Raw genomic sequence first — 26771 nt, forward strand, 5'->3', positions numbered from 1 at the left:
GTACGCCGCAGGCGTTCCCGCAGGGTAATTTCGCGTCTCTACAGATTCTGCAAAATCGAGCAAATTTTCTGATCGCCAAGCCTATTGATATATAGGAAGTCTGTTTATAACACAGATTATTTTTATTTAAAGCGATCGCAGATACACACCGATGAGGATCTAGTAGTAGATTTTCTATTTCAATCGCTGTTTAATAAAAAACGGAGAAATTCGGTATATTACCGTAAATAACAGAATATCTTATATGCGATCGCTCTTTGTCACCTTACCTTTAGTTATTTTGGGCTTTGTTGCATCTATCAACCCCGTCAGAGCGCAAGTGTCAAGCGATGGAAGTTTATCTACTACTGTTACTAGCCCTGATGGCTCAAATTTCACCATTGAAAATGGCGATCGAGCCGGGGGAAATCTTTTTCACAGCTTTAGTCAGTTTTCTGTTCCTACTGGTGGTTCGGCGGTATTTCAAAATCCTGATGTGCAAAATATCATCAGTCGGGTGACTGGTGGTTCTATATCTAATATTGATGGTTTGATTAGAACCCAAGGTAGCGCGAATTTATTTTTACTCAATCCAGCCGGGATATTTTTTGGGCCGAATGCTAGTCTCAATATCGGTGGTTCATTTTTTGGCACGACGGCTAATAGTTTGTTATTTCCAGATGGGGTAGAGTTTAGTGCTACTAATTTACAAGCACCGCCGTTGTTGAGTGTGAATATTCCGATTGGGTTAAGATTTCGGGATAATCCGGGGAGTATTACCAATCAATCTATAGTTCAGGATATCAACGGCAACTATGTTGGTCTTCAAGTACAACCAGGAAAAACTTTAGCACTGGTGGGTGGTAACGTCAGCTTAGATGAAGGAGAACTGACAGCGCCAGAAGGACGAGTTGAGTTGGGAGGATTGGCAGAACCTGGAAATGTAAATCTTCTCTTTGATGGGAATAATTTCAGGTTGGGGTTTCCTGAAAATGTGATTCGTGCAGATGTATCGCTTACCAATCAAGCAGTTATACGTGTACAAGGTGCTGGTGGCGGTGATATTGCAGTTAATGCTCGAAATTTAGAAATTTTGTCAGGAAGTAGGCTTTTTGCTGGTATTGATCAAGGTTTGGGAACACCTGAAACTGTTGCGGGGGATATTACGCTTAATGCAACTGGAGAAATTAGAGTTGCTGATTCTGGTAGCCAAATTCGTAATTCAGTGCAATCGGGTTCAAAAGGCAATGGGGGTAATATTATCATTGATACTGGTTTCTTCTCATTACGAGATGACGCTCGACTAATTGCTTCAACTTTTGGACAAGGTAATGCGGGGAATGTGACAATACGGGCAAAAGATGCTGTTTCTCTTGCAGGTGGCTACATCTTCAGTACGGTGGAAGCAGGAGGTGTGGGTAAGGGTGGCAATATCGACATCAATGCTGCGACTCTTTCGCTACAAGATGGTGCTCGAATACAAACTGCTACTAGCGGTGCATCTGATACTCAATTGGCAGGAAGGGGGGATGCAGGGAATGTGAATGTAACAGTGACTGGTGCTGTTGATATTACTGGTGTGAAAAACGGTTTTCCCAGTGCGATTGACAGCAGAGTGGATACGGGGACAGTTGGCAATGCGGGAAATATTACCATTGATGCTGGTTCCTTCAAGTTAGGAGATGGTGCTGGTGGACTTGCAACCTCAACCTTTGGACAAGGGAATGCGGGGAATGTGACAATACGGGCAAAAGATTCTGTTTCTCTTGCAGATGGCGACATCTTCAGCACAGTAGAAGCAGGAGGTGTAGGTAACGGTGGCAACATCGACATCAATGCTGCTTCACTGACACTACGAGATGGCGCAACTTTGGTAACTTTTACTCGTGAAGCAAATGATAACCAACTAGCTGGACAGGGTAATGCTGGCAATGTCAATGTTAGAGTAACTGGTAATGTTGATATTGCTGGGGAGAAAAATGGTTTTTCCAGTGGGATTCGCAGCTTAGTATCAGAGGGGACAGTTGGGAACGGGGGAAATATTACGATTGATGCTGGCTCCTTCTCATTACGAGATGGCGCTCGGCTTAATGCCTCAACTCGTGGACAGGGGAATGCCGGGAATATCAATATTAATGTAACTGGTGCGGTGACAGTCTCTGGAAGTAAAGACGGAAATGTTAGTGCAATTTTCTCCGATGTGTTAGAAGGAGCAAAAGGCAACGGGGGAAATATTACGATTGATGCCGGTTCTTTCTCACTACTAGATGGCACTCAACTTATTACTTCGACTTCTGGAGAGGGGAATGCAGGGAACGTGACAGTGCGTGCAAAAGATAGTGTTTCTCTTATAGATGGTGCTATTATCAGCAACCTGGATTCAGGGGGAGTGGGTAAGGGTGGCAACATTGACATCATTGCTGCAAGTCTAACACTACGAGACAACGGTCAGCTACAAACTTTTACTCGTGCGGCATCTGATACTTTACCAGCAGGAAGGGGAGATGCAGGCAATGTGAATGTTAAAGTGACTGGTGCTGTTGATATTGCTGGGGAGAAAAATGGTTTTGTCAGTGGGATTGGCAGTTCAGTCTATACAGGAACTGTTGGTAATGGAGGCAGTATTACCATCGATGCAGGTTCCTTCTCACTAAAAGACGGTGCTCGGCTTGAAACCTCAACTTCTGGACAGGGGAATGCAGGAAAGATAACTATTAATGCTAATACTGGAGACCTAATCCTTCAAAAAAAGGCAAGAATAGATACCAGTAGTTCTGGTAATGGTAATGGTGGCGATATCACAATTAACGTTCGCAGATTAATTAGTCAGGACGGTTCATTTATTAATAGTTCTACTGACAATATAGGAAAGGCAGGAGATGTGACAGTTTATGCTTCCGAGTCAGTAGAACTGAGTGGAGATCAACCAGAATTTAGACCTGGCGGTATATTGGCTACAGCTGACTTAGGAAGCAAAGAATTCTCCAGTGGAGGCACATTGACTATTGAAACTAAGTATTTAAGTATTAGTGACGGTAGCAAAGTGCAAGCTGCTACTTTTGGAGGAGGGGATGCGGGTAATTTAATAATTAATGCTCAACAAATAGATATTTTTAATACACCAGATGCCGCTTATTACTATTCTACAGGTATATTTGCTGGGGTAGGACTAGACCCAAGGCAGACGGAACTCAGTAGAGGTGCAGGCGGAAGTCTGACGATAAATACTGAAAGTTTACGAATAACAAATGGAGGAACGGTAGACACATCCACCATTGGCATTGGCAATGCAGGGAATTTGACCATTCGTGCTTCCGATTTAATAGAAGTAACCGGTGCAGGTAGTTATGGAGAGAGAAGTAATATAGGTGCACCTGTTGAGCGAGTAGCAGTGGGGAAAGGAGGTAATGTAAATCTTGAAACTAGACGTTTAATTGTAAGAGATGGTGGAGAAATATCAGTCCGTACATCAGGAGAAGGTGAAGGCGGAAATTTAAGAATCAAAGCTAATGAAATAGAAGTCTCTGGAATAGGAACATCCCCAAATCAAAATTATCCAGCAGAAATAAGTGCAGGAGTTGGTGGAAATAGTACAAGTAAGGGTGGAAGCTTAACAATTGAAGCAAACAAGTTGAATATAAGAAATAGCGGTGTAGTGAGTGTAGGTACAGAAGAATCGGGAAGCGCAGGTGATCTAAACATTACAGCGAAATCTGTTCTGCTGGATAACAAAGGTAAAATTGTTGCTGATACAACAGGCGGAACAGGAAATATTTTCCTCAATTCCGGTGATTTAATCCTGCGTCGCAACAGCAACATTACCACCAACGCTACAGGCACTGCTGCGGGTGGAAATATCACTATTAATACCGACAACATCGTTGCTTTTCCCAACGAAAATAGCGACATCACCGCCAATGCTTTCAGTGGAAGCGGTGGAAAAATCACAATTAACACTCAAGCTTTGTTTGGAATGGTGGTGCGTAGTCGGGCAGAACTAGAGCGGCTTTTGAACACAACAGAGCCAGTGCAATTAGATCCAAATAAGCTACCTACTAATGACATCACTGCCATTTCGCAACAAAATCCAACCTTGAGCGGTACTGTTACAATCAACACCCCAGATATTAACCCCAGTCAGGGATTAACTGAACTACCTGAAAATGTTACAGATCCGAGTGACAAAATTGCCGAAAATGCTTGTCAGCGAGGTGTTAATAGTACCTTCGTCGTCACCGGACGGGGTGGCTTGCCAAGCAGTCCCAATCAAAGCTTAAAAACTGATAATGTTCGCGTTGATTTAGTAGAACCTACCACCAGCACAAGCAATTCCCAAAGTGCAAAAATCAATCAGCCAATCGTTGATACTACTTCCAAACAGATTATCCCGGCACGAGGATGGGTGTATAACAACAAAGGTGAGGTAGTGCTTACAGCCTACGATCCCACCGCTACCAATCCTCAACGCACTTCTCAAACAACTGCGGGTTGTCCTGCACCTTTTTAACTGCATGGCTCTCTCAAGCTTACTGTAGGTTGAATTGTCATTCTGAGCGTAACGAAGTGAAGCGAAGAATCTCGGCAGATGCTTCGTTCCGCGTTGCTGCACTCAGCATGACAAAGCGAAAATCATCCCGCATTTATGCAACGCCCCAAATTTTTGTACAAAAACAAGTTTACAACTCAGAAAGTTAATTTACGACTCACAAACTTGATTTACAACTCAAAAAGTTAATTTACGACTCAAAAAGTTAATTTACACGGCTGAAAGAACAAAAATTAAGATTTTCGGGATTTTATTAGGTTTAATTTCTCTACGGGACGATACACGAAGTTTAAACCTAACATTGTCATACCAAGTTGCAGTCAAAGAAGTAATCTGTCATGCTGTAGACGCTTCTGCGGCTTCCCGCAGGGTGCGCAGCGTAGACGCCCGCAGGGCGGCTTCTCGCAGAGTAGCATCTTGGAGATTCTTCGCTGCGCTCAGAATGACATGTTAGAACGCAACTTGGTATCACTGCTCCAAAATCGCTACACAAGCTAACCAATATGTCCATACACATATTCGGCTGTCCGCTGCTGCTTGGGACTGCTAAACACATCCTTTGTCAGCCCAAACTCTACTAATTCACCCAAGTACATGAAAGCTGTGTAGTCAGAAAGCCTGGCTGCTTGCTGCATGCTGTGGGTGACAATCAAAATGGTGACTTGTTGTTTCAACTGACCAATCAATTCTTCTATGCTAGAAGTTGCATTGGGATCTAGAGCAGAAGTTGGTTCATCAAAAAGAATCAATTCTGGATTGGTTGCTAAAGCACGAGCAATACACAAGCGCTGCTGTTGACCCCCGGAAAGCTGAAAAGCCAAGTCTTTCAAACGGTCTTTGACTTCATCCCACAAAGCAGCATCACGAAGGGCTTGCTCTACTCTTTCGTCAATGATACTTTGCTTTGATATACCCCGTACTCGCAAACCATACGCGACATTTTCATAAATTGACTTGGGAAAGGGATTGGGTTTTTGAAATACCATACCAATCCGCATCCGCAATTCTATTGGGTCAACCTTACGACTGAGAACGTTAACGGGAGAGGAGTCTAGTAAGATTTCTCCTTCATAGCGATTGCCTGGGTAGAGGTCATGCAGACGATTGAAACACCGCAGTAAGGTTGTTTTACCACACCCAGAAGGGCCAATCAAGGCAGTTACCATGTTCTTGGTTACTACCATGTTGACATCTTTCAACACCTTGACAGAACCGTAGTAGAAATTGAGGTGATTGACCGTTGCCTTGGGTTGAAGTTTTGTTGGTGTATTGCGATCCTGGGCTTCTTCTACCATTTAATACCCCTACGAAAACGATAGCGTAGATAAATAGCAATTCCATTCATAACAAGGGTCATGGCAATGAGTATGACACCTGCTGCTGCTGCATTCAGCTGAAATGCTGGTTCCGGACGAGATACCCAATTGAACATCTGGATAGGCATGACTGTGAACGGTGCTTTTAACCATTCTAGGGAGATAAAAGGGAACTCGCTTTTGATGGGAGACTCTGGCAAAAAGGCTATAAAAGTTAGAGCACCGATGGTGATGAGGGGGGCAGTTTCACCAATTGCTCTTGCCAAGCCCACAATTATCCCCGTTAAAATGCCACCCATCGAATAGGGTAAAGTATGATCCCAGATCATTTGCCATTTGGTCGTTCCCAGCGCGTAGGCGGCTTCACGGATACTGTTGGGAATCGCTCGCAGAGACTCGCGCGTTGTCACGATCACGACTGGCAACACCAATAGGGCTAAAGTTAAACCTGCTGTTAAAATGCTTTCACCCAATTTTAACCGATCTGCGAACAAACCCAGTGCCAACAGACCATAGATAATCGAAGGTACACCTGCTAAGTTGGTGACATTGATCTCTATCAGTGCAGACAGCCAATTCTTGGGGGCGTATTCTTCCAGGTAAATACCAGAGGCTACACCTAATGGAATTGCAGCAACAAGCGTTACCAACATAACTAAGCTGGTTCCTACCCAAGCTGAGAGGATACCAGCTTCTTCGGGTTTGCGGCCGGGGAAAGAAGTAAAGAACTGCCAATCTAAACGGGGTGAGCCATCGATCGCCAAGCGAATTATCAGCGCCAGCAAGGTAATGACTGCTACGAGAATTGTTAACAAGCCAAGGATGGCAAAAATAGCATCTAGCAATTTGCGGCGAGAAATATTGGCTCGGAGTTCCTCTAGTTCGTCTCCTAACATACTAGTAAATTTCCCGATAGCGCTTGCTCAAAAAATACCCAATAATGTTAAATATAAGTGTCATCAGTACCAAGGTCAGCCCAGCAGCGAAAATCGTTTGGTACTCAAGGCTGCCGTGAGGAAGGTCTCCTAAACTGACCTGCACTATGTAGGCGGTGATTGTTGCAGCCTGATCCATTGGGTTCCAGGTTAAATTTGGTTGCAATCCAGCTGCGATCGCCACTATCATTGTTTCTCCAACAGCCCGAGAAATCCCTAAAATATAAGCTGCAAATATCCCAGAAATGGCGGAGGGGTATACTACTCGCAAGGCTGTTTGTAAGCGTGTCGCCCCCATTGCATAGGAACCTTCGCGCAAGTGCACGGGAACTGCCCGCATGGCGTCTTCACTAATAGAACTAACCAGAGGAATAATCATGATGCCCATGACTAATCCCGCACTCAACATATTAAACCCGGGTAGATTGGGAAGAAAAATCTGCAACAGCGGGGTAACGAATAACAGGGCAAAATAACCATACACTACCGTAGGAATACCTGCCAGCAACTCTAGGAAGGGCTTAACTACCTCCCGCAGCCTATCATCAGCAAATTCACTCAAATAAATCGCTGTTATCGTACCCAACGGTACTGCTACTAATAAAGCGATGGCGGTTGTCACCAAAGTTCCAGAAACAAGGGGTAAGATTCCATAATGAGCATCAGCAAACAAAGGCGACCATTGGGTTTCTGTGATAAACTCCCACAGGGAAACTTTACTGAAAAATTCTACAGATTCATATATCAATAAAACAATAATTGCAACAGTCGTTGCCACTGAAGATAGAGCTGCAAATAATAACAGGAACTCTATCACCCGTTCTCGCAAATCCCGCACTAACTTTGGGGATATGGAAATTTGTTTAGACGTCTCAGCTTGCTGGTACATGGAATATTAACATTTCATTCAGCCCAGGTCTTGAAAATGGGGATTGGGGATTGGGAATTGGGGATTGGGCAAAAATAAGTCAAAAGTTAAAAGCTAAAAGTAAAAAGAAAGAATTTTTTCTTTTACCTTTTTACTTTTTACTTTTTACTTTTCCAGTTCCTTTGCCCCATGCCCCTTTCCCCTTTCCCCTTTCCCCTAACTTCTGCAATCAGTCTACTGCTGTGCCTCGCGCTGTAGCAGTTCATTAACTTGCAGCCCTACTGCTTCCTTTCCACCAAAGACAGTGCCGAGTTTGGGCTTTTGGAAATGTCCTAGTGCTATCTTGTAAGCCTGGGCTGGTAGAGGAACATAGTTGACTTCTTGTGCATATTTAGCACCGTTGTTCAGGTAAAACTCAACGAATTCCTTCACTTCTGGGCGCTGCGCCGCTTTGGCACTAACGTAAATAAATATGGGTCGAGACAGGGGTTGGTAAGTTCCATTCTCTACTGTCTCCTTGGAGGGAGACACTGGGCCTTTGCCGCCATCAATTGGCACAGCCTTCACTTTGTTCTGGTTGGCTGCGTAATAGGCATAGCCAAAATAGCCAAGGGCGTTTTTATCACGGCTAACCCCCTGAACTAGTACGTTGTCGTCTTCACTAGGTGTGTAATCAGTACGGCTGGCTTTGCTCTTACCATTAACGGCTTCGGTGAAATAATCGAATGTACCAGAATCTGGGCCAGGGCCGTAGAGTGTTAGGGGAGCGTTAGGAAATCCTTGGCGTACTTGGTTCCAATTTTTAATCTTGCCCTGTGCTGCTGGTTCCCAGATTTTTTTGAGTTCAGCGACACTCAAGCTTTTTGCCCAGTTGTTGGCGGGATTGACAACAACTGTCAAAGCATCGTAAGCCACTGGCAGTTCGATGTACTGAACACCAGCTTTTTTGCACGCCTCCATTTCTTTAGCGAGGATGGGGCGGGAAGCGTTAGAGATATCTGTTTGTCCGCTGCAAAACTTTTTGAAACCGCCTCCAGTTCCAGAAACACCAACCGTAACTTTAACTGCACCTCCTTTCTGCTTTTGAAAGTCTTCCGCTACTGCTTCGGTAATTGGGTAAACAGTGCTGGAACCATCAATAGCAATGGTGTTTGTGCCTTGAGATTTGACTGAAGGCATTGACGCAGCGAAAGTCGCTGCTGTTAGTGTTAATGAGACAGCCAACGTAAAGCGGTTAAGCCCCAATTTCATTCCCTTGACCACCATGATATTTGCTCCGTTGATGCTAAATCTTGATTGAAACTAAGTCGTTTTTAAACAATTGCCACTCAAAACCAGTGGAAATGCTGGTTTCTACTCTTTGAACTACCGTTCCAAGTTACGGTTTAGGCGATCGCCACAGAACATACACTAGATACAACTGCTGTTGTCACAACTAACTACACGATTCAAGATGATGATAGAAAAATTCACATTTTTCGTTTTTTAACGATCGGTTTCTACTGAAACACCAGCATGAGATATAAACTACATTCTTTTTGGTTAAGAACAGGTTATGAAAAAATTAATTAAACTATAAAAAATAGTTAAATTTTGAACTGTTTAAGTTCTGATTGCAAACAAATTATAGCTCAAGTTGTTATGTCGCTAAAAAAATTATTTTTGATTGCTTAGGGATTTGAGATGGCTATTTATTCTAGAAGATAATTGTTTAGAACTGGATACATGGGAGTTGGAATAAGTGAATTGTTTGAACTAGTCACAACAGCTTCAATTGGCAAAACGCGAAATTTCAACGCTCTGGCGATATCTTTGAGGATTTTATCTTCATCGATGAGCGAGACTAGATAATTCTTTTCTCTGGGGATAGGAATGCCATTTGTTCCATAGGTGTAAGCCATAATCGCCATAGAAATATTTTTTTCTTAATAATTAAAATCTTTGAGGCTTCTTGAGGTGAGGTAGCTGTACCAACGGGCACAACTCCCCGCGCACGAATATTTTTAATCGTGTTAATCAGTCCCTTTTCTCCTTTATCTAGCGTATGATTATTCGCCGTTGTTAAAACATTAAAGCCAGCCCATTTGGCTGTATCTACTATTTGCGCTGGCGCATTAAAAAGAGGATAACCGGAATAGCCCAATTTAGATCCGGCTACAGTTGTTTCAAGATTAGCGATCGCCCAATCTCCTGTCGAAATAATCGGCTTGACTTGCTTAAAAATGTTCTTAAAGTTATAAACTTTCTTTTTTGGGTTGTACCCCGAACGAATAACAGACATATGCATCAAAATATCACCGACAGCAATCAATCTCGCTTCCGTGTCAGATTCTGATTCTTTCAGTTCAGCGGCGCTGCTATTGAGATTTATTTGTTGATCGCAACCAGATATCAATAGGATGAAAATCATCAGTATTGGCAGATGATCGTATACATCATCAATTAACGCTAATTGCGCTTTTTGCAGTGCTTCAGCTTTGCTCAGCTTATCTTGTTGCAGTGTTGTATAAAAATTATGCATCAGTGCTTGCGTACCGTCATCAGCTACTTGCCATAATGAGGCGATCGCAGCTTTTGCACCCGCCTCTTGCATAACATAGCCAAATCCCAAAATCTCAATCCCGTCGCCTAACTTTCCTCCTAACCCGGTTTCGCAGGCACTCAATACTACTAAATCAGCGTTATTGAGATTCCAAAATCGCAAATTTTTAATGTTTCTCTGGAGGCTATAACTAATAGTTTGGCATAACAGCTACTGAAGAACCGAAATAGAAATCTATTTCCAAGTCAGTATCAAAAGTTGACAAGACTCCAAATAATTAGTCAATCGACATTCTCCTGAAGACCCTCACGCAAACCGATCGCGATTTTACTGTGCTTCTCAATTTGTCCCATCACTTGTTTTGCCCGCTGAATTACCACTGCTGGCAAACCTGCCAACCGTCCCGCTTCAATACCATAAGACTTATCAGCGCCTCCTGGTTGGACTTGGTGCAAAAAGATAATTTGGTCAGGTAACTCCTTCACTGTCACCTGATAATTGGCCACATTATCTAATAGTGACGCCAATTCATTCAACTCATGGTAGTGCGTAGCAAAAATCGTCCGCGCTTGAATTTCCGCTGCCAAGTACTCTGCTACCGCCCAAGCAATCGAAAGACCATCAAAAGTTGCCGTTCCCCGGCCGATTTCATCCAACAAAACTAGCGATCGCGATGTGGCATGATTGAGAATATTCGCCGTCTCGTTCATCTCCACCATAAATGTAGATTGACCCGTCGCCAAGTCATCCACTGCACCCACACGCGTAAAAATCCGATCGCACACTCCCAACTTGGCATACCTAGCAGGCACAAAACTACCAATTTGCGCCATCAACTGAATTAACCCCACCTGCCTTAAATAACAACTCTTGCCACTCGCATTCGGCCCTGTGAGGATGATTAGATCAGGAGTGGGAGAGGGGAACAGAGGGAGAGGGGGGGAATTTTCTTCTCTACTATTCCCTATTCCCTCAACCCTATTCCCTAATTGTGTGGAATTCGGCACAAAAAACCCTGCTGGCAAAGACTGTTCCACGACTGGATGACGCCCATCGACAATATAAATCTCTCGTCCCTCCACCATCTGTGGACGGCAGTAACCTTGATGCACAGCCAATTCTGCCAAACCGCACAACACATCTACCGCCGCCACAGCCCGAGAAAGGTTACGAATAGCCTCCGCTTGCTGTCCGACTTCTTCCCGCAACGCTACAAAAATTTCATACTCCAACTTATATAAATCGTCCTGCGCTGTGAGAATCCGCACTTCCCGTTCCTTCAACTCTGGGGTAATGTAGCGTTCTTCATTCTTGAGGGTTTGCTTGCGGATATAGTTAGATGGTACTTGGTCGGATTTGGCTCGGGAAATACTGATATAGTAACCAAAAGTGTTGTTAAATCCTACCTTCAGTGTCGGAATACCTGTCTTAGCTCGCTCATCTACTTCCAAATTGGCAATCCATTTGTGATCTTCCTCCACCAAAGTCCGTCTCTCATCCAATTGCGGATTAACTCCAGGACGAATTAACCCGCCTTCTTTGATATGTATCGGCGGCGATTCAACAATATGAGCCTGGATTTTTTTTGCCAACTCTTCCAAAACAGGCGGCACTTTCTGCAAGGCTTTGAGGAACGGAGAGTGAGCTTCCATTACCAACAGTGCTATTTCTGGTAATTTAGATAAAGAATCTGCTAAAGCTACTAAATCTCTGGCGTTAGCAGTACCAGACCCAGCCCGTCCCGTCAGGCGTTCCAGGTCATAAATTTGCCGTAGCAACTGCCGCAAATCTTGACGCAAGGGCGTATTTTCCACTAGTTCTTGAATCGTATCTTGCCGCGCCCGAATGCCTTTGGTATCAAGTAGCGGTTGTAACAACCATCGTCGTAAAGCTCGGCTGCCCATCGCCGTAGAAGTTCTATCTAACGCCCACAATAGGGAGCCGTGAAAACTACCATCACGGACTGTTTGCGTAATTTCTAGGTTACGGCGCGTTTGATGGTCTACAATCAGGTAGTCAGTAATAGTATAGGTGCGGAGTGTTTGCAGGGGAACGGAATTTTCTTTTTGGGTTTCTTCCAGGTATTCCAGCAAACCCCCAGCCGCACGCACTGCCAAAGGGAGATGTTCGCAACCAAGACCTTCGAGCGATCGCACTTTAAATTTCTGCAACAATCTCGATCTGGCCTCGCCAGCAGAAAAAGGAAGTTGCGATCGCAGTGCATAACAAAACGCAGGTGGTAAGCATTCCGGTAAATGCTCAGATTTCTCCCCCGGACGCAGCAAACTACCCAAATCAGGAGCGTTAGTAGGAATTAACACCTCCGCAGGTTGCAAGCGCATTAATTCCTGTGTCAAATGTTCTACATTACTGCTTTGCGTAGTCAGAAATTCGCCTGTAGAGATATCTGCATAAGCCAAACCCCAATGTTCCCCAGCAATTACCACAGCCGTGAGGTAATTATTGCGACTAGCTTTTAGCATTCCTTCTTCCAGCAAAGTGCCAGGAGTCAGAACGCGCGTTACCTCTCGCCGCACCAACCTACCAGCAGCTTCTGCCGCATCTTCCACTTGATCGCAAATTACAACCGCATATCCTTTTTCAACCAACTGGGTAGCATGGCGTTCCCAAGCGTGGTGCGGTACACCACTCATTGATACCCTTCCTACTTCTCCGACTGGCTTGCTGGTGAGGTAAAGTTCTAATTCCTGCGCCAGAGTCACAGCATCTTCAAAATAGCATTCAAAAAAGTCTCCCACTCGATACAGCAACACCGCGTGTGGATACTTCTCCTTCGTCTCGACATAGTGCTGAAACATTTGGGTTAGCTTACTGCGATCCACCAGTCGATGGTCGGTAATAAATGTGTTCGCACTGTTGTTTGTGTTGGATTGGGATGAAGAGTAAGAAGCGGTCATGGATGTTCAGGGATACACATTTTAACATGCCAATATCCGATGATAGCGCGTAATCAGCGCTACCAGGAATATCGATCAAGGTTTATTTATTTTTTTCGTCGAGGAGTTAAAGTTGGGGTTGTGGGTTGGTATGCCTTGAGTCCGTCATCACCTGTGGGCAGCCTAAGCGATAGTATAAGTATTCGAGCAGACATAATCTAACAATTGATCCACGCTGCGATCGCATAAATCTGGTATTGAGAGCACTCGTTCTACATTGCTAAAATGCCGTTGGATTGACTTGCGATAGGTTGGATCGTAGTGAAACTGCAAGATATCTTCTATAAATAATTCCCACTTGCCAGCATCAATCCATTGATACCACTCGTTTAATTTTTGCCAGCCATAGCGGAATTTAAGTTTTTCTAGCTTCGCTTTTAAAATATCGGGATAATTTACCAGATGTGAATATGTCTGTAAGAGAAACTCAACTCTTGCAGTGATGGGTAGTTGAATTTCTACACAGCTTGCTTGTTTCATTTTCTCCCACAAAGACTGGGGCAAATATATACTACCTATTTTCAGACTTTCCGATTCTACCCACACTGGCTGTTCAAGATTAAAGCTTTGCAATTGTTGCAGTAACAGAGATTCAAAGTATTTTTGTGAAGGTTGGGGTGAAGCTTTACCTTGCCACTCTTCACCCAAAAGAGAACCGCGATGGTTAGCTAAACTTTCCAAATCTAAAACTTGAGCGCCACGTTTACACATCTGGCGTAAAATATAAGTCTTGCCGCTACCAGTGAGACCACACATTACTTGGTAGGTAAATTTTTTGGGCAAATCTTCCAATTGCTGACGCACATAAGCGCGATAAGTCTTGTAACCGCCTGCGAGTAACGTTACTCGCCAACCAATTTGGCTAAGTACCGAAGCCATACTATTAGAACGCTGTCCACCCCGCCAGCAGTACACCAAAGGATGGTAGTTTTTTTCTTTATCGGCAAAGTGTTGAACCAGATGCTGAGAGATATTTTTTGCTACCAATGCAGCGCCGATTTTCCTGGCATTAAAGGGGTTAACTTGTTCGTATATCGTCCCTACTTCGGCGCGTTCGGCATCATCCAGGACTGGTAAATTGATTGCACCTGGGAGATGGTCTTCCGCAAATTCACTGGGAGAGCGAACATCAATGATTTCACTGTAAGTTTCTATCCAAGGTTGTTGGGTATATGTAGGTAAAGGTGGCATTTGAATCAGACACTATGTTGCTCAATTTTGACACTCTCGTTATACTGCTTCTCGAAAAAATGACTACAAATTTTCTTGGCTTGTAGTAAGCACGCTTTGTGCTTACTACGAACTATGTTAAGAATTGCTATTACTGTGTGAATGGGATAATTTGATTTTGCCACTTTTGCAATTTGTCATCAAATCACATCAGAATTCCCAGATTTTCCGCATGAATGAGCAGAGCAAAATTCATGCAGAAAATCTGGGGAGTGTCAATCTTCCTCCTGGTTAAGGAGTTAAAAAGTCTAAATGGTCGCCTGGTAGGGAAAGCAACTCCTCTAAAGAACCTTGCATTTTCAGCTTGCCATTTTCCAGCAGTACAATCCAATCAGCCCGATTGATTACTCTAGGGCGGTGGCTGATTAAGATAGTGGTTGTGCCTTGGCGATGGTACAGGAGCCGATCTAAGACAAGGCTTTCGCTCACGGGGTCGAGGCTAGCGGTTGATTCATCCAAAATCAGTACCGATGGATCGTTGACGATCGCACGAGCGATCGCCAGTCGTTGCCGTTGTCCGCCAGAAATATTCGCGCCAAATTCTCCTAAGACTGTTTGATATTTATCAGGTAGTCTACTGATAAATTCGTCAGCTTCGGCAATTTGGCAAGCTCTAACAATGCTCTCAAAGCTAAGATGAGGAGAACCCAAGCGGAAGTTTTCAATAATTGAACGACTCCAAAAGTGCGCGTCTTGGGGAACAAGGACAACTTGTTGGCGCAGACAATCTAAACAGAGGTCTTGCAGATTATAAACGCCAATACGAATATTGCCAGACTGAGGCGAATATAACCCAGCAATCAATTTTGCCAGCGTACTTTTACCACAACCTGATTTACCGATCAGAGCAATAACTTTGCCACCAGGGATAGTGAGGGAAAAATCTTCTAGTAATTCAGTTCTGCCAGGGTAATAAAAGTTCAAGTCGGTGCAAATAATGTCAGCGCGATCGGGAATTTTAGCCCAGGGCTTTTTAGCATCACCTTGAATTTCTGGAGTGGACTCAATAACTTCGTTGAGGCGTTGGGTAGCAGTTTTAACACGAGTAAAGTCGTCTATAAATTCGACTAAAGAAGTAATTAAAGAGACAACATTACGATTCAGGCTATTGAATGCCAGTAGCTGACCGATGCTTAATTCCTTGCCGATCACCAGAGTACTACCCAACCAAAGCAACGTAACGCCACCAACATCAGAAACTAATCTGGAGAATACTTTGTTAAAAATCCCAATTTGAGTAGTGCCAAATGTCAGATTTGCGAGACGACCAAATCTGCTCTGGAATTCTTCCCAAAATTGGGGAGCAGCGGTAGTAGTTTTCACCGTCAATGCACCCTTAAAAGTTTCTACCAGAACGCCTTGATTTTCTGCTTCTAAAACCAGTAGGCTGCGAGTCTTTTGCTGTAAAGTGGGCAGGAAAACAACTGTAGATAGCGTCATCGTCACAGCAATTACCACGGCAGCTAGGGTCAGTTTCCAGCTATAGAACAGCATCAAACTAAAAGAAACCACCGCAATAAAAAACTGACTCGGTAAACTTACGACCACGTGTGAGACTAACCTATTTATCTGACGAATATCTCGCAGTCGGCTAACAATTTCGCCGCTACGACGAGTTTCATAATAAGTCAGAGGCAACCGCATGATTTGTTGCCCAAACTCTAGGATTAACCCGAACTCCAACCGTTGGGCAAAATGTGCAATCAGGTTATATTCAACTAGTGCCAGACCTGCTCTGACAACGTACATTGCCACAACCGCGAGCACTACAGCTGTAAGAAGTTCGATATCACCTCGAATTAAGACATCATCCGTGAGGATTTGGATCAGAAAAGGAGAAGCTAAAGAGAGCAGACCGATCGTGAGAGCGCACAGAAAAGCTTCAGAAATAATGCCTCGGTAAGGCACCAGACGCATCAGAAATCGCTGTACAGACGTGCCATAGCGTATCTCTACGTCATCAGGTTGTGTAAAGAAGCGAATCGCGTCTGGCTCCAGTAAAAGCATCACCCCATCTGTCCAACCCTCCATTAACTCTTGTCTGGAGAGATAACGGATGCCGACGGCAGGATCGGCAATGACATACTTTCTGCCGCGCTGAGCATACAAAACAACCCAATGATTGCCCTTCCAGTGAATGATTGCTGGTAGGGGCACTTCTTTGATTCTATGTAGGATCTCAACGGATGCTCTAACCGAGCGAGCGTTGAAACCCAAGATTTCTGTCCCGCGCCTTAGACCTAACAAAGTTGTTCCTAATTGTCCAGTACCTACTAGTTCACGGGTATGGTTGAGCGTAAAAGTACGCCCATAATATTTGGAAATAGAAGCAATACAAGCCGCCCCGCAATCTGCTTGACTATGCTGTAGAACAACCTGATATTTCATTTGCAACTTATACCGCAGTACCCAATAGGAAATTTAGCAAAGGCAAAAAAGCAGGGATTATTCCCTGAACAAACACTCATTTAAAATGAGAGCATTCAAAGGGAAAATCCCTGCCAATTAATATTACAATCAGATATTACAAAATGTAAGAATAGAAATAGTTAAAGCTTCTACACCCCATTCTGTTTTTGATTCGGTTTAAAGGACTAAGGACAAGTCGATTAATCTTCGTTGCCCTAGTCGTCGCCGAACTTGTCGTCGTCATCATCGTCGTCAAACTTGTCATCGTCATCATCGTCGTCGTCAAACTTGTCGTCGTCGTAGTAACAACTACCACCAGATAGAATTTCTTCTTCGCTGGTAGTCAGTTCAGTGAACAATGGACTTGTGAGATTGGATTTCATGTTTTCCTCTATGTCAAATATCGCAAGTTTATTCGACTGAAATTACTAGGAATAAATAAATTTATTCCTATGTTTAAATTTGTACATCTAACAAAGTGACAAATTAGTAACGAAATCATAGATTTTGGTATTGCCAACTGTAGTGTATTATCAAAATTATTTGATGATAAGTTTTAGTATATTTCTTAATTGTTATTGCCTATTTATTCTAGAATAAATAAATACCTTTTTATAATTGTCTTTCCGGAGAAAAAACAAGTATTAATTTATGTAAAATTACTCACCGAAATGCTACACTTTACCTCCTCTTTTATAGAGGCGAGTTTTTTACTATGAACTATCGGGTAAAAGCTCTACTCTCTAGCTAAACCCGCTCCTAACCAGAATTAGCTTTTCAGAAGATGTGGGTAATAACAACCACACAAATAAGGAGCAGTTGCAGGAAAAATCACTGCAACTGCTAAGGTATATAATCAATGTCTAACAGCTTAGAGGATGTCTGAAAAGTTCCGAGCAAGTAATGATAATTACGCGAGTTATCTGAGCATCAAACGAATCATCGCGACATAAATAAATGCTTACAGATAATTGTAAAAGTTATTACAAAACAATCAATGTCATAAAGGAATGCGAGTATACTATAAAACATATTTTGAATATAAAAGTTAAGAAAGATTTCAAATAAAATGAATCTGATACCAAGATTAAATAATTAAATAACACTAAATTTATTGCTCATGCTGAGTTATGCTGAGTGACCCGACCCCAGACCTACTCCGCCAAGTCCAAAACGATGAGTTTCTCCCTCGTATCAGCCTTTGGACAACACTCGGCGGTCTTTTTTTAATCGGAACTGTTGGCGTAGCCTTCACGATCGCTGCTGTCGTCAAATATAATGTCACGGTGAAAGCTCCTGCTACCATCCGTCCTACAGGAGAACTGCGAATCGTTCAGGCAGCAGGTGAAGGGATGGTCAAGAGCATTTTGGTGAAAGAGAATCAGGTGGTCAAACAGGGAGATGCGATCGCCACCATCGATGACTCCCAACTCCAAACCAAAAAAAGCCAGCTGCAAGGGAATATCGAGCAAAGTCAGTTACAACTGGCGCAGCTGGATGCCCAAATTCGTGCCTTAGATGGGCAAGTTGCGGCGGAAACTGAGCGTAGCAACCGCGCTGTCGCCTCCGCCTCAGCAGAACTCAACCGCACCCAACGCGACTATCAAGAAAAAAAAGTCTCTACCACAAGCGAAGTGCAAGAAGCCGAAGCTAACATCAAAATTGCCCAGGATGAATTGCAAAAAGCGCAAGCCGAGTTAAAATCAGCCGAAGCTAACGTTAGAGCTACTGAAGCTGCATTAAAAGCAGCTATGGTCAAGCGCGATCGCTATCAATCCATAGCCGAATCCGGCTCTATTTCTCAGAATCAACTAGAAGAAGCACAACTGGCGGTTGTTCAGGAACAACAAAGCTTGGAATCGCAAAAAGCGACTGTGGAGAGTCAAAAACAAGTGATTGAAAGTCAAAAGCAAGCTGTGGAAGCGGCAATTGCCAAACGTAACCGGGCTGCTTCTGCACTGAATCCAAGTAACGCAGTGATATCAATGGCAAAGGAGAAAATTGCCACTGAACGTGCCATAGGTGGAACTAACCTAGCCCGATTTAACCAAGAACGAGAAAGTCTGCTACAGCGTAAAATTGAAATTCAAAATCAAATTAGCCGCGACCAAAAAGAACTAAAACAAGTTGAAACGGAACTGCAAAAAACTATAATTCGTACTTTAGAGGCAGGCACGATCCTCAAACTGGAACTGCGAAACCCCGGTCAAGTAGTGCGTCCTGGAGATGCGATCGCCCAAATTGCCCCCAGCAAAGCCCCTTTGGTAATAAAAGCCCGTGTAACCGCTCAAGATATTAGCCAAGTTCAAGTTTGTAAACTAGAAAAAGTCTCAGATTGTCAAGCAGGCAAAGTGCAAATGCGAATTTCTGCCTATCCTTACCCGGATTATGGCACACTACTAGGTGCTGTCAGGTCAAAAACTGTCGATGCCATTACACCACAAAATAACGGCAACGCCCCAACTGTGCCTTACTACGAGGTGACAATTCAGCCAGAGAGACTTTATTTAGAGAAAGATAATCAGCAGTATCCCATTCAACCAGGGATGGAAGTGACAGCTGACATTATTTCTAAACAAGAGACTTTACTGATATTTATTCTGAGAAAGGCAAGACTGCTCACAAATTTGTAACAGTTCTTTGTGTCTTAGTGTCTTTGTGTTTCAAAAATGATTTTTTCACCACCAAGACACTAAGACACCAAGCAAAATCCTTTTTTTGGCTTACTGTTGCATATGCTTATCCAAAAGCGCTTTGGCTCTTGGCTTGTAAATCATATGAAACTGTAATTCAATGTAACGTAGCAGATCCTCGCGTTGTTCTTGAGAGGTGTAGTTCCAGAAGCTGTAGATTTTTGCCAGAGACAGCAGGCGGTTGGTATGAATTTTCCAAGTGTAGTTGCTGTAGACTCGTTCGATACTGCGTTGTGAGATTTCGTTCCAGTAGTTGGGGTCATGGTTACACTTGGCAATGAACTCTAAGATAATATCTGCCATTTCTGTTTGGTCGGTGGGGTTGATGTAGAACCCATTGACTTTATCTTGGATGATTTCTAACGGGCCACCGAAGCGAGTAGCAAAGGTAGGAAGTCCGCTAATCATTGATTCGAGAATGGTTAAACCAAAGGCTTCAAATAAGGCTGGTTGGACAAAAATTCCTCGGCGATCGCCAATTACTCGATAGATTTCGCCAGAGTCACCCTTGGGTAGACGTACCCCCAACCACCGGATTTTGCCGTGCAGGTTGTACTGGTCAATGATGTGGTAAAGTTTCTCGATTTCGCTAATTTCTTCGTGATCGGTGGAATCTTCGCTACGGAGTTTACCAGCAACGAGGATGAGATTGCAGTGTTCTTGCAGTTCTTTGCTTTTACCAAAACATTCTGCCAAACCGGTCAGGTTCTTAATTCGGTCTAGTCTGGCCATGGAAAAGATGGGACGCTTGTTGGGGTCTTGTAATTTCCCGAAAACTTGCGTCGGATCTTCGAGGGTAAACAGTAGGTCTTCTAAGCGTTGGCGATCGCTCAATTTTCTTTCTTCTGTCCTGGTGTAGGGGAAGTAAACATCTTCGTTGACACCAGGAGGTACGATGTTAAACTTGGGGCTGAATAACTCAATGCCACTCACCACATGGTACAAATCCGGCATGGTAAAAGACTGGTAAGATTCGTACTGACCAATGCTGTCTGGTGTACCAACAATTTCTTGGTAAGTGCTGCTGACAATAAAGTTCGCCGCATTCATCGCCATCAAGTCTGCGGTGAATTGCAATGAAAAGTGGTACTTATCTTCTAGGTCTTGCCAGTAGAGGTTACTAAATAAGTATTTAGATTTTTCTAAGGCGTGGGCGATTATACAATGGGTGACATTCATCCGCCTTGCGAGTAGAAATGCCACTAAGTTACCATCAGTATAGTTCCCTACAATCAGATCGGGTTTACCTTGAAACTCTGCCAGCAATTCTTTTTGTGCATCAATGGCAAAGGTTTCTAAATAGGGCCAAATTTCAAATCGGGAAATCCAGTTTTGCGTCAGCTTGGGGTTGAAATCTCGGAAGGGGACGCGCAAAATCCAACCATTGCTAGTACCGTAGATTTTCTCTAGCCTTTGGTTACAAGTTGTACCCTCGCTGTTGGGAATTAGACGTGTCAGCACAATCACTTTGGGTTGGATGCCAAGCACATCTAATCCTGTCTGTTCGATGTTTTCTTGAAGTTGCTTTTCTAGTCCCTTCACCTGATCGAGGATATAGACCACCTGTCCGCCTGTATCCGGTCTTCCCAGCACTCCTTCTTGTCCAAACCAACCGTGAGGCGACACCAGAAGTATCCGGAAAATCATCGGTATCTGGGAAAGAAAGGCTTCTAGCACTTGATTGTCTGGAGAATCTATCAATTGGTCAAGCATTTCCAGACTTTGGTGTACGCGATCGGCGGTGTTTCCCCAACCAGGTTCAAAACCGAGATTCTGCAATTCCCACCGGAAGTTTTCGTAAGGTGTATCGGCGGGGTAGTGAGACAGTAGGGTTAACGCTTGCTTCACACGGTTAGATAACTGCTGCTGAGTCTGAATGCGATCGCTAATCAGCAGTTGATGGCCTTTGTAGTGGTGCAGATGCAGAAAATTGAACAAAGCATCTTGCCACTGACGGCGATCGTAAAACAATTTGCTGGACAAGTAGCGGTTAAGGAAAGCTACACCCTTACCGATATTTTTCGGGTCACGGATGACGGGGGAATAGTCATAGAAAGGTTGAAAATCTATTTTCAGCACGCCGCCTTCTTGGGGATGATGGCGGTTAACAAGGCGATCGCGTAAGTCTAGTAACTCTTGGATGCTCACCGATTCTACTGTGAAATCATCTAACAGCCGATAGGCTTTTTGAGTAGCAATGCGGGGACGGATAACCAAGCAAATGCTTTCAGAATCCAGAATAATTTCTTGAGTAAAATAAACCAATTTACTCAAGTAAGAGTTGTGATAGAGATGCTCGTAATTTGCTTGTTGTTTACAGTAGTCGTGGAAAGTATTGAGAATTTCGTTACGTAACAGATACCTTTTTTCTGACTGGCGCAACAGAATTGCGAACTGACGTAAATTCTTTTTTTCATCACTATTTAAAACATCTTGAATTAAATCAGTCATTAACACTCCTCCGTCCACAAATAACCGAAACTTTGGTTTCTAGATTCTGAATTGAAAAGACAACAGAACACAGGGGTTAATCACACAAGTAACAACCCCTATCTTGAGTACCGAAAAAATGTTTATCTTAGCAGTCATAACAATAAAAGGCAAGGCTAAAGGAACTAAATAATCCTTTAACGCCTACCTTTTCTGGCAAAAGGTAATTTTGCAAGAGAGCTAAGCTTTTACATTTTTTGTTGGCAGGAATTGTGATTATCCCAAGCACATACCTGCTTAAGAATCACCCCACCAGGAGATTATATTTCCTGAAATAAATTTCTTGTAGTCGAATATCACTTTCTTTAGGTTTTGACATTCGCATTTACAGTCAGTAGACGCTGACTTCTTGCACCCTCAGTAAATAGCGCCAACAACCACCTGTGAATCAAGATAATTTTTACCCACACGAATTAAATAAAGCCCACTAAGTAATGACTGGAACTATATTACAAGTTTTCTATAAAAAACTTGAATTGTACAGTCTAGGTCTTAATATTTAGACGATTTTTAGACTAAATTTCTCAACCAATTAATGGTTTTAACCGAATTTCGTACCAATATTTGATTTGTCAACAAAATTTAACAGACGCAATTTGAGGAACTTATGTGTATACCAAAGTTTCATGCACGGTTTACCCATGTATTCAAATAACAAATTCCCTACTAAGTGGAGGGATGTAAGCAGGGATTGACAAACAGTATTTGTATAATACTACTCTTATTGATATTCGCAAAGCCTTGGTATAATATCATGTCTACTTAGCTACCCGTAATTACCTCAAAACCCTTCCCACAAAAGGTAGAGTTCAAGAGGTATTTATCTTTTGCCAAAAATTTTTCAAATGATATAAGCCATACATAACTTATAAACATTGTCGGAGGCAGAGCCTCTAAACCCTTGTTGCCAAGTTGAACCTGGCAGGTGAGAATTAAGATCCTCTGGCTCTCCCATCATACACAGTTCACAAAAATTGTATAAAAAATCACAAGAAAATACTTTTTCTGATTCTCTGGGGTTATTAATATCTAAATTAGTCACCTATTTGAGAGAATATGCGACAGGCAAAAAGATTGCTAATCTTTAAATGCACAAATTTAAACACAACTATGTTCATGATTGGTTTGCACTTAGTCTTTAAGAATAAAAATTTTGTAATCCAGAGGATTAGGGTATGAGTTATAGATTTAATGGTGCTAGCAAAGATGATAATTCCAATTTTATACATTCCCAATCTTCATATAAATTAATGATTGATAATTCTCAGGTTCCACAACCAAATCAACATAGTATTGCTACTTGTATTCCAACCAAAAAGTCCTTATTCCAGTGGTTTTATAATCTTCCTATTAGTCGCAAACAGTTAGTAGGTTTGTTTGCTTGTGAATTGCTATCAATTTTAGGAGTAGGGATTGGAGCCATATTAATTATTACTCAAGGAGCGCGAACTCAGTTACTAGAACAAGCTAAATCAGAGTTAACAATTACAGATATTAATTACAATAACAAATTCAATCAAATGACTTTTGGAGCGCAGCAAAACTCAGATAATCCTGCTATCTTGCAAGCGGCTATTCTCCATAACTCTGGTCAATCTTTAAGTCAGGATTTGCAATCAGAAGTTCAGCGAATTCTCAAAAATAAAGCCAAGGATATAAAAATAGAGTATGCCACCTTGGTTGGAAAAGATTTAAAAATTATTGATAGTTCCGATTTCGGTCGTCAAGGGAAATTTTTTAATCCTAGTAATTTAGTCAGAGAAGTTTTCAAAAATAATCAACAAATTAAAGCTAATAGAACTATTAGCCGGTCAGAATTAAATCAAGATTTCCCACGTTTAGCGGCTAGTTCTAGCAAACAAGATGTCTTAGTTCGTTATACGGTAACACCTGTTAAAGACCCAAGCACAAAAGCAGTTATCGCCGCTTTAGTTGTTGGTAACATTGTGAATGGCAAAGATGCGATCGCCCGAGAAACACTGCAAGCGACTGGGGGGGGATATAGTGCCGTTTATCTACGCAAACCCAGTGGAGAATTTACTCTAGCAACATCTCTGCTGCAAACTCAGTCAGAAGATTTCAATCAGAGTCAACCAAATGTAGAGTTGCCGCAAGCAGGTATATCTTTACTATCAGCAGCAGCCGAAGCCAGTGCTGGCACGACAGTAGCACAACGCATGGTTATAGGTAATCAAGCTTACGCAATGGCAGCCAAGGCTTTACCTAATACGATTATTGAAGAAGCTGATGGGCCTAGAGTTGTTGATGACACGCAGCCAATGGCTATTTTAGTGCGGGGAACTCCCGAAACAACTCTCAATACTTTGCTGACACACAACTTGATCTTACAAGCCTTTATTATTGTTATAGCTGCGTTTTTGATTGCGATCTGGGCGGTGATGTTTAGACGGGCAATTATTAAACCAGTCAAAAATTTACTGCAAACTGCTCAAAAATTTACTACAGGCGATCGCTCTTGTCGGGCTGAAGTTTTCGCTAATGATGAAATTGGTCAATTCGCCATTGATTTTAACACAATGGCAGACAGAATTATAGAACAAGCCCACCATCAAGAACGTGAAGCAAAACTGGCACTGCAAATTAATGAAATTACTGCTCACATCCGGGAACTATTTCACAGTGAAAAAATCTTGAAAACAGCAGTATCGAGAACGCGAGATGCTCTCCAAGTCGAGCGAGTTCTTTTCTATTATTTGGATGAACATTGGCAAGGTAAGATGATTGCTGAATCTGTTGAATACTCTTGTTCAGCAGCTTTTGGAGCAAAAGATTCTGACCCTTTTCTAGCTGAAGAGTATTCTGATGAATTGCAAATAGGTACTGTCAAAGTAGTTGACAATATTTATGAAAATAACTTTAGTCATGCTTATTTTCAGCAACTCGAAGCACTGGGTGTCCAAGCATATTTACTAGCACCTGTTTTCTTTAACAAGAAACTATATGGCTTATTAGTTGCTCATCAATGTTCGAGCGATCGCTCTTGGCGAGATACAGAAATTAATTTGTTTAAACAGATAGCTATTCAAACTGGTTATGCTCTCGAACAGGCAGAATTGACTCAACAAGTAGAACAAAGGCGTCATACCACAGAAACAGTTTTCCTTGAGGAACAGCAACAAAAACCAATCCAACAAACTACTCAACTGATAGAATTGCTGGATCGTGTTGAAGGTGCAGCCAGAGGTGACTTGACGGTGCGTGCTGATGTGAGTGAAGGGGAAATTGGTACTGTTGCCGACTTTTTTAACTCCATCGTTGAAAGCCTGCGGGACACGATCGCGAAAGTGAAGGTATCAGCCATACAGGTAAATGAGGCAATTGGCTGTAACGAGACAGCGATCCGCCAGCTTGCACAAGAATCACTAACACAAACTACCGAAATTAGTCGTATCCTGGATGCTGTGGATCAAATGACCTCGGCAATGCAAGCAGTAGCTTCTAGTGCCCAACAAGCTGCACAAGTTGCCAATACAGCCACTAACAATGCTACCAAGAGTGGAGAAGCAATAGATACAACGGTAGAAAACATTTCGCATTTACAGCAAATTGTCAGCAACACTGCTAAGAAAGTCAAGCGCTTGGGAGAATCTACACAAGAGATTTCTCGTGTTGTGGCATTAATTAACCAGATTTCCATGCAAACTAACTTGTTAGCTATCAACGCAGGTATTGAAGCAGCGCGTGTAGGTGAAGAAGGTCAAGGTTTTGTTATCGTTTCTGAAGAAGTCGGCGAACTGGCAGCGCGATCGGCACAGGCAACCAAAGAAATTGAAGAAATTGTGGAAAATGTCCAGCAGGAAACCAACGAAGTTGTGGCAGCGATGCAGTTAGGAGTTACCGAGGTAGCAAAGGGAATGCGTATCGTAGAGGATGCCAAGCACAGCCTCAGTCAAATTTTGGAAATCTCCCGGCAAATTGATGCCTTAGTTCAGTCGATATCTACTGCTAGCGTGTATGGAGTTCAAACATCGCAAACTGTCAGCGAATTAATCAAACAAATCGCCGCCACCTCTAAGCACACCAGCGACTCATCAGTGCAAGTTTCCAAATCTTTGCAAAAAACGGTGAAAATTTCCCAGCAGTTAAAGGAAACTGTCGAGATATTTAAGGTGAATTAGGGTAAACAGCCTTTTGACAGCCTCATTTTCTTTGTCTAATGCGCGGATGGGTAGGTGTTGGAAAAGAAGTCTCAGAAAAAATGGCTGAATTGTTTTTGGTAGAAGGGTTGAGGGCGATCGCACCACCAAGACCATCCGCGCTCCTTACTCAGACTGAGTTTCAGCCACTTTCACCCTAGACAATCCCAATTTCTCATGCTATGATTGACCCATCCGCGCAAACGAACCTTGAAAACAGAATACAGATTGGCTTTTGGGTTGCCGCAGTTGAAACTTTTACTAATCCCTATTAGGGATTGAAACGTGGTTGCACTTCCTCAGAGATAATCAGGTAATGTTGAAACTTTTACTAATCCCTATTAGGGATTGAAACCTAGTGAGTATGCCCACTCTGATAGTACCCCATAGTTGAAACTTTTACTAATCCCTATTAGGGATTGAAACAATGTAAAATAAGATTACAGACACTTGTGGAGGTTGAAACTTTTACTAATCCCTATTAGGGATTGAAACAGACTTCCGAGACTTTCTATCGGTACTCTAAAAACGCAGGGTAAGCTCATCTAATTTAGTATAAAAATAGCTTGACAAATTAAACAAGACAAGAATAATCAGCGGTGTAAAAAACGTACTTGACATCAGAGCAAGATAAGTGAGATGACTTCCA

General features: G+C 42.8%; 14 protein-coding genes and 1 pseudogene. 4 read left to right on the forward strand and 11 right to left on the reverse strand.

Features of this window, described 5'->3' with window-relative positions:
- Positions 1–244: 244 nt before the first annotated feature.
- Positions 245–4486, forward strand: coding sequence for a filamentous hemagglutinin N-terminal domain-containing protein (locus tag HXY43_RS25020; RefSeq protein ID WP_290889373.1), 4242 nt, complete (start codon positions 245–247; stop codon positions 4484–4486).
- Positions 4487–4542: 56 nt separating this feature from the next.
- The gene (locus HXY43_RS25025; RefSeq protein WP_290889376.1) at positions 4543–4674 is read left to right on the forward strand and encodes a hypothetical protein; all 132 of its coding nucleotides are present in this window, start codon (positions 4543–4545) and stop codon (positions 4672–4674) included.
- A gap of 345 nt (positions 4675–5019) precedes the next feature.
- Here HXY43_RS25025 and pstB read toward each other — a convergent pair whose 3' ends face one another.
- From pstB to HXY43_RS25075, 10 genes and pseudogenes are all read right to left on the reverse strand, one after another.
- The gene (gene pstB, locus HXY43_RS25030) at positions 5020–5820 is read right to left on the reverse strand and encodes a phosphate ABC transporter ATP-binding protein PstB (protein ID WP_290889379.1); all 801 of its coding nucleotides are present in this window, start codon (positions 5818–5820) and stop codon (positions 5020–5022) included.
- Positions 5814–6737 carry a phosphate ABC transporter permease PstA gene (gene pstA / locus HXY43_RS25035; protein ID WP_290889382.1) on the reverse strand — a complete coding sequence of 308 codons (924 nt, stop codon included), beginning with the start codon at positions 6735–6737 and terminating at the stop codon, positions 5814–5816. Before pstA ends, pstB begins: the two co-directional genes overlap by 7 nt.
- 1 nt (position 6738) lies before the next feature.
- The gene (gene pstC / locus HXY43_RS25040) at positions 6739–7665 is read right to left on the reverse strand and encodes a phosphate ABC transporter permease subunit PstC (RefSeq protein WP_290889385.1); all 927 of its coding nucleotides are present in this window, start codon (positions 7663–7665) and stop codon (positions 6739–6741) included.
- Between the two features lie 213 nt (positions 7666–7878).
- Positions 7879–8910, reverse strand: a complete 1032-nt coding sequence (locus HXY43_RS25045) for a PstS family phosphate ABC transporter substrate-binding protein (protein WP_290889388.1) — start codon at positions 8908–8910, stop codon at positions 7879–7881.
- A 577-nt stretch (positions 8911–9487) separates the two neighbouring features.
- Positions 9488–10054, reverse strand: a complete 567-nt coding sequence (locus HXY43_RS25050) for a CapA family protein (RefSeq protein ID WP_290889418.1) — start codon at positions 10052–10054, stop codon at positions 9488–9490.
- Between the two features lie 12 nt (positions 10055–10066).
- A pseudogene (locus HXY43_RS25055) lies at positions 10067–10354 on the reverse strand (CHAT domain-containing protein); the annotation flags it as partial.
- Between the two features lie 113 nt (positions 10355–10467).
- Positions 10468–13104: a DNA mismatch repair protein MutS gene (gene mutS / locus HXY43_RS25060; protein ID WP_290889391.1), complete on the reverse strand. Its 2637-nt coding sequence runs from the start codon at positions 13102–13104 to the stop codon at positions 10468–10470.
- A 162-nt stretch (positions 13105–13266) separates the two neighbouring features.
- Positions 13267–14334 (reverse strand): tRNA 2-selenouridine(34) synthase MnmH, encoded by a 1068-nt coding sequence (mnmH, locus tag HXY43_RS25065; RefSeq protein WP_290889394.1) that lies wholly within the window; start codon positions 14332–14334, stop codon positions 13267–13269.
- A gap of 270 nt (positions 14335–14604) precedes the next feature.
- Positions 14605–16761 (reverse strand): peptidase domain-containing ABC transporter, encoded by a 2157-nt coding sequence (locus HXY43_RS25070; protein WP_290889397.1) that lies wholly within the window; start codon positions 16759–16761, stop codon positions 14605–14607.
- 236 nt (positions 16762–16997) lie between these two features.
- Positions 16998–17165, reverse strand: coding sequence for a hypothetical protein (locus HXY43_RS25075; protein ID WP_290889400.1), 168 nt, complete (start codon positions 17163–17165; stop codon positions 16998–17000).
- 747 nt (positions 17166–17912) lie between these two features.
- Here HXY43_RS25075 and HXY43_RS25080 point away from each other — a divergent pair.
- Entirely contained in the window at positions 17913–19415 is a 1503-nt protein-coding gene (locus HXY43_RS25080) for a biotin/lipoyl-binding protein (RefSeq protein ID WP_290889403.1), read from the forward strand.
- 90 nt (positions 19416–19505) lie between these two features.
- On the opposite strand, the gene HXY43_RS25085 is transcribed toward HXY43_RS25080, so the two are convergent.
- Complete coding sequence (locus HXY43_RS25085) at positions 19506–21926, reverse strand: sucrose synthase (protein ID WP_290889406.1); 2421 nt, start codon at positions 21924–21926, stop codon at positions 19506–19508.
- Between the two features lie 1214 nt (positions 21927–23140).
- Here HXY43_RS25085 and HXY43_RS25090 point away from each other — a divergent pair.
- The gene (locus HXY43_RS25090; protein ID WP_290889409.1) at positions 23141–26104 is read left to right on the forward strand and encodes a methyl-accepting chemotaxis protein; all 2964 of its coding nucleotides are present in this window, start codon (positions 23141–23143) and stop codon (positions 26102–26104) included.
- Positions 26105–26771 lie beyond the last annotated feature (667 nt).

The organism is Fischerella sp. (genome assembly GCF_013388695.1).
Taxonomy (GTDB): domain Bacteria; phylum Cyanobacteriota; class Cyanobacteriia; order Cyanobacteriales; family Nostocaceae; genus PCC9605.

Bases quoted from the DNA above. Each gene is read 5' to 3' on its own strand.
- mutS (WP_290889391.1), bottom strand. From the start codon at position 13,104: ATGACCGCTTCTTACTCTTCATCCCAATCCAACACAAACAACAGTGCG.
- HXY43_RS25050 (WP_290889418.1), bottom strand. From the start codon at position 10,054: ATGATTTTCATCCTATTGATATCTGGTTGCGATCAACAAATAAATCTC.
- HXY43_RS25080 (WP_290889403.1), top strand. From the start codon at position 17,913: ATGCTGAGTGACCCGACCCCAGACCTACTCCGCCAAGTCCAAAACGAT.
- HXY43_RS25070 (WP_290889397.1), bottom strand. From the start codon at position 16,761: ATGAAATATCAGGTTGTTCTACAGCATAGTCAAGCAGATTGCGGGGCG.
- pstB (WP_290889379.1), bottom strand. From the start codon at position 5,820: ATGGTAGAAGAAGCCCAGGATCGCAATACACCAACAAAACTTCAACCC.
- HXY43_RS25020 (WP_290889373.1), top strand. From the start codon at position 245: ATGCGATCGCTCTTTGTCACCTTACCTTTAGTTATTTTGGGCTTTGTT.
- HXY43_RS25090 (WP_290889409.1), top strand. From the start codon at position 23,141: ATGAGTTATAGATTTAATGGTGCTAGCAAAGATGATAATTCCAATTTT.
- pstA (WP_290889382.1), bottom strand. From the start codon at position 6,737: ATGTTAGGAGACGAACTAGAGGAACTCCGAGCCAATATTTCTCGCCGC.
- HXY43_RS25075 (WP_290889400.1), bottom strand. From the start codon at position 17,165: ATGAAATCCAATCTCACAAGTCCATTGTTCACTGAACTGACTACCAGC.
- HXY43_RS25085 (WP_290889406.1), bottom strand. From the start codon at position 21,926: ATGACTGATTTAATTCAAGATGTTTTAAATAGTGATGAAAAAAAGAAT.
- mnmH (WP_290889394.1), bottom strand. From the start codon at position 14,334: ATGCCACCTTTACCTACATATACCCAACAACCTTGGATAGAAACTTAC.
- pstC (WP_290889385.1), bottom strand. From the start codon at position 7,665: ATGTACCAGCAAGCTGAGACGTCTAAACAAATTTCCATATCCCCAAAG.
- HXY43_RS25045 (WP_290889388.1), bottom strand. From the start codon at position 8,910: ATGGTGGTCAAGGGAATGAAATTGGGGCTTAACCGCTTTACGTTGGCT.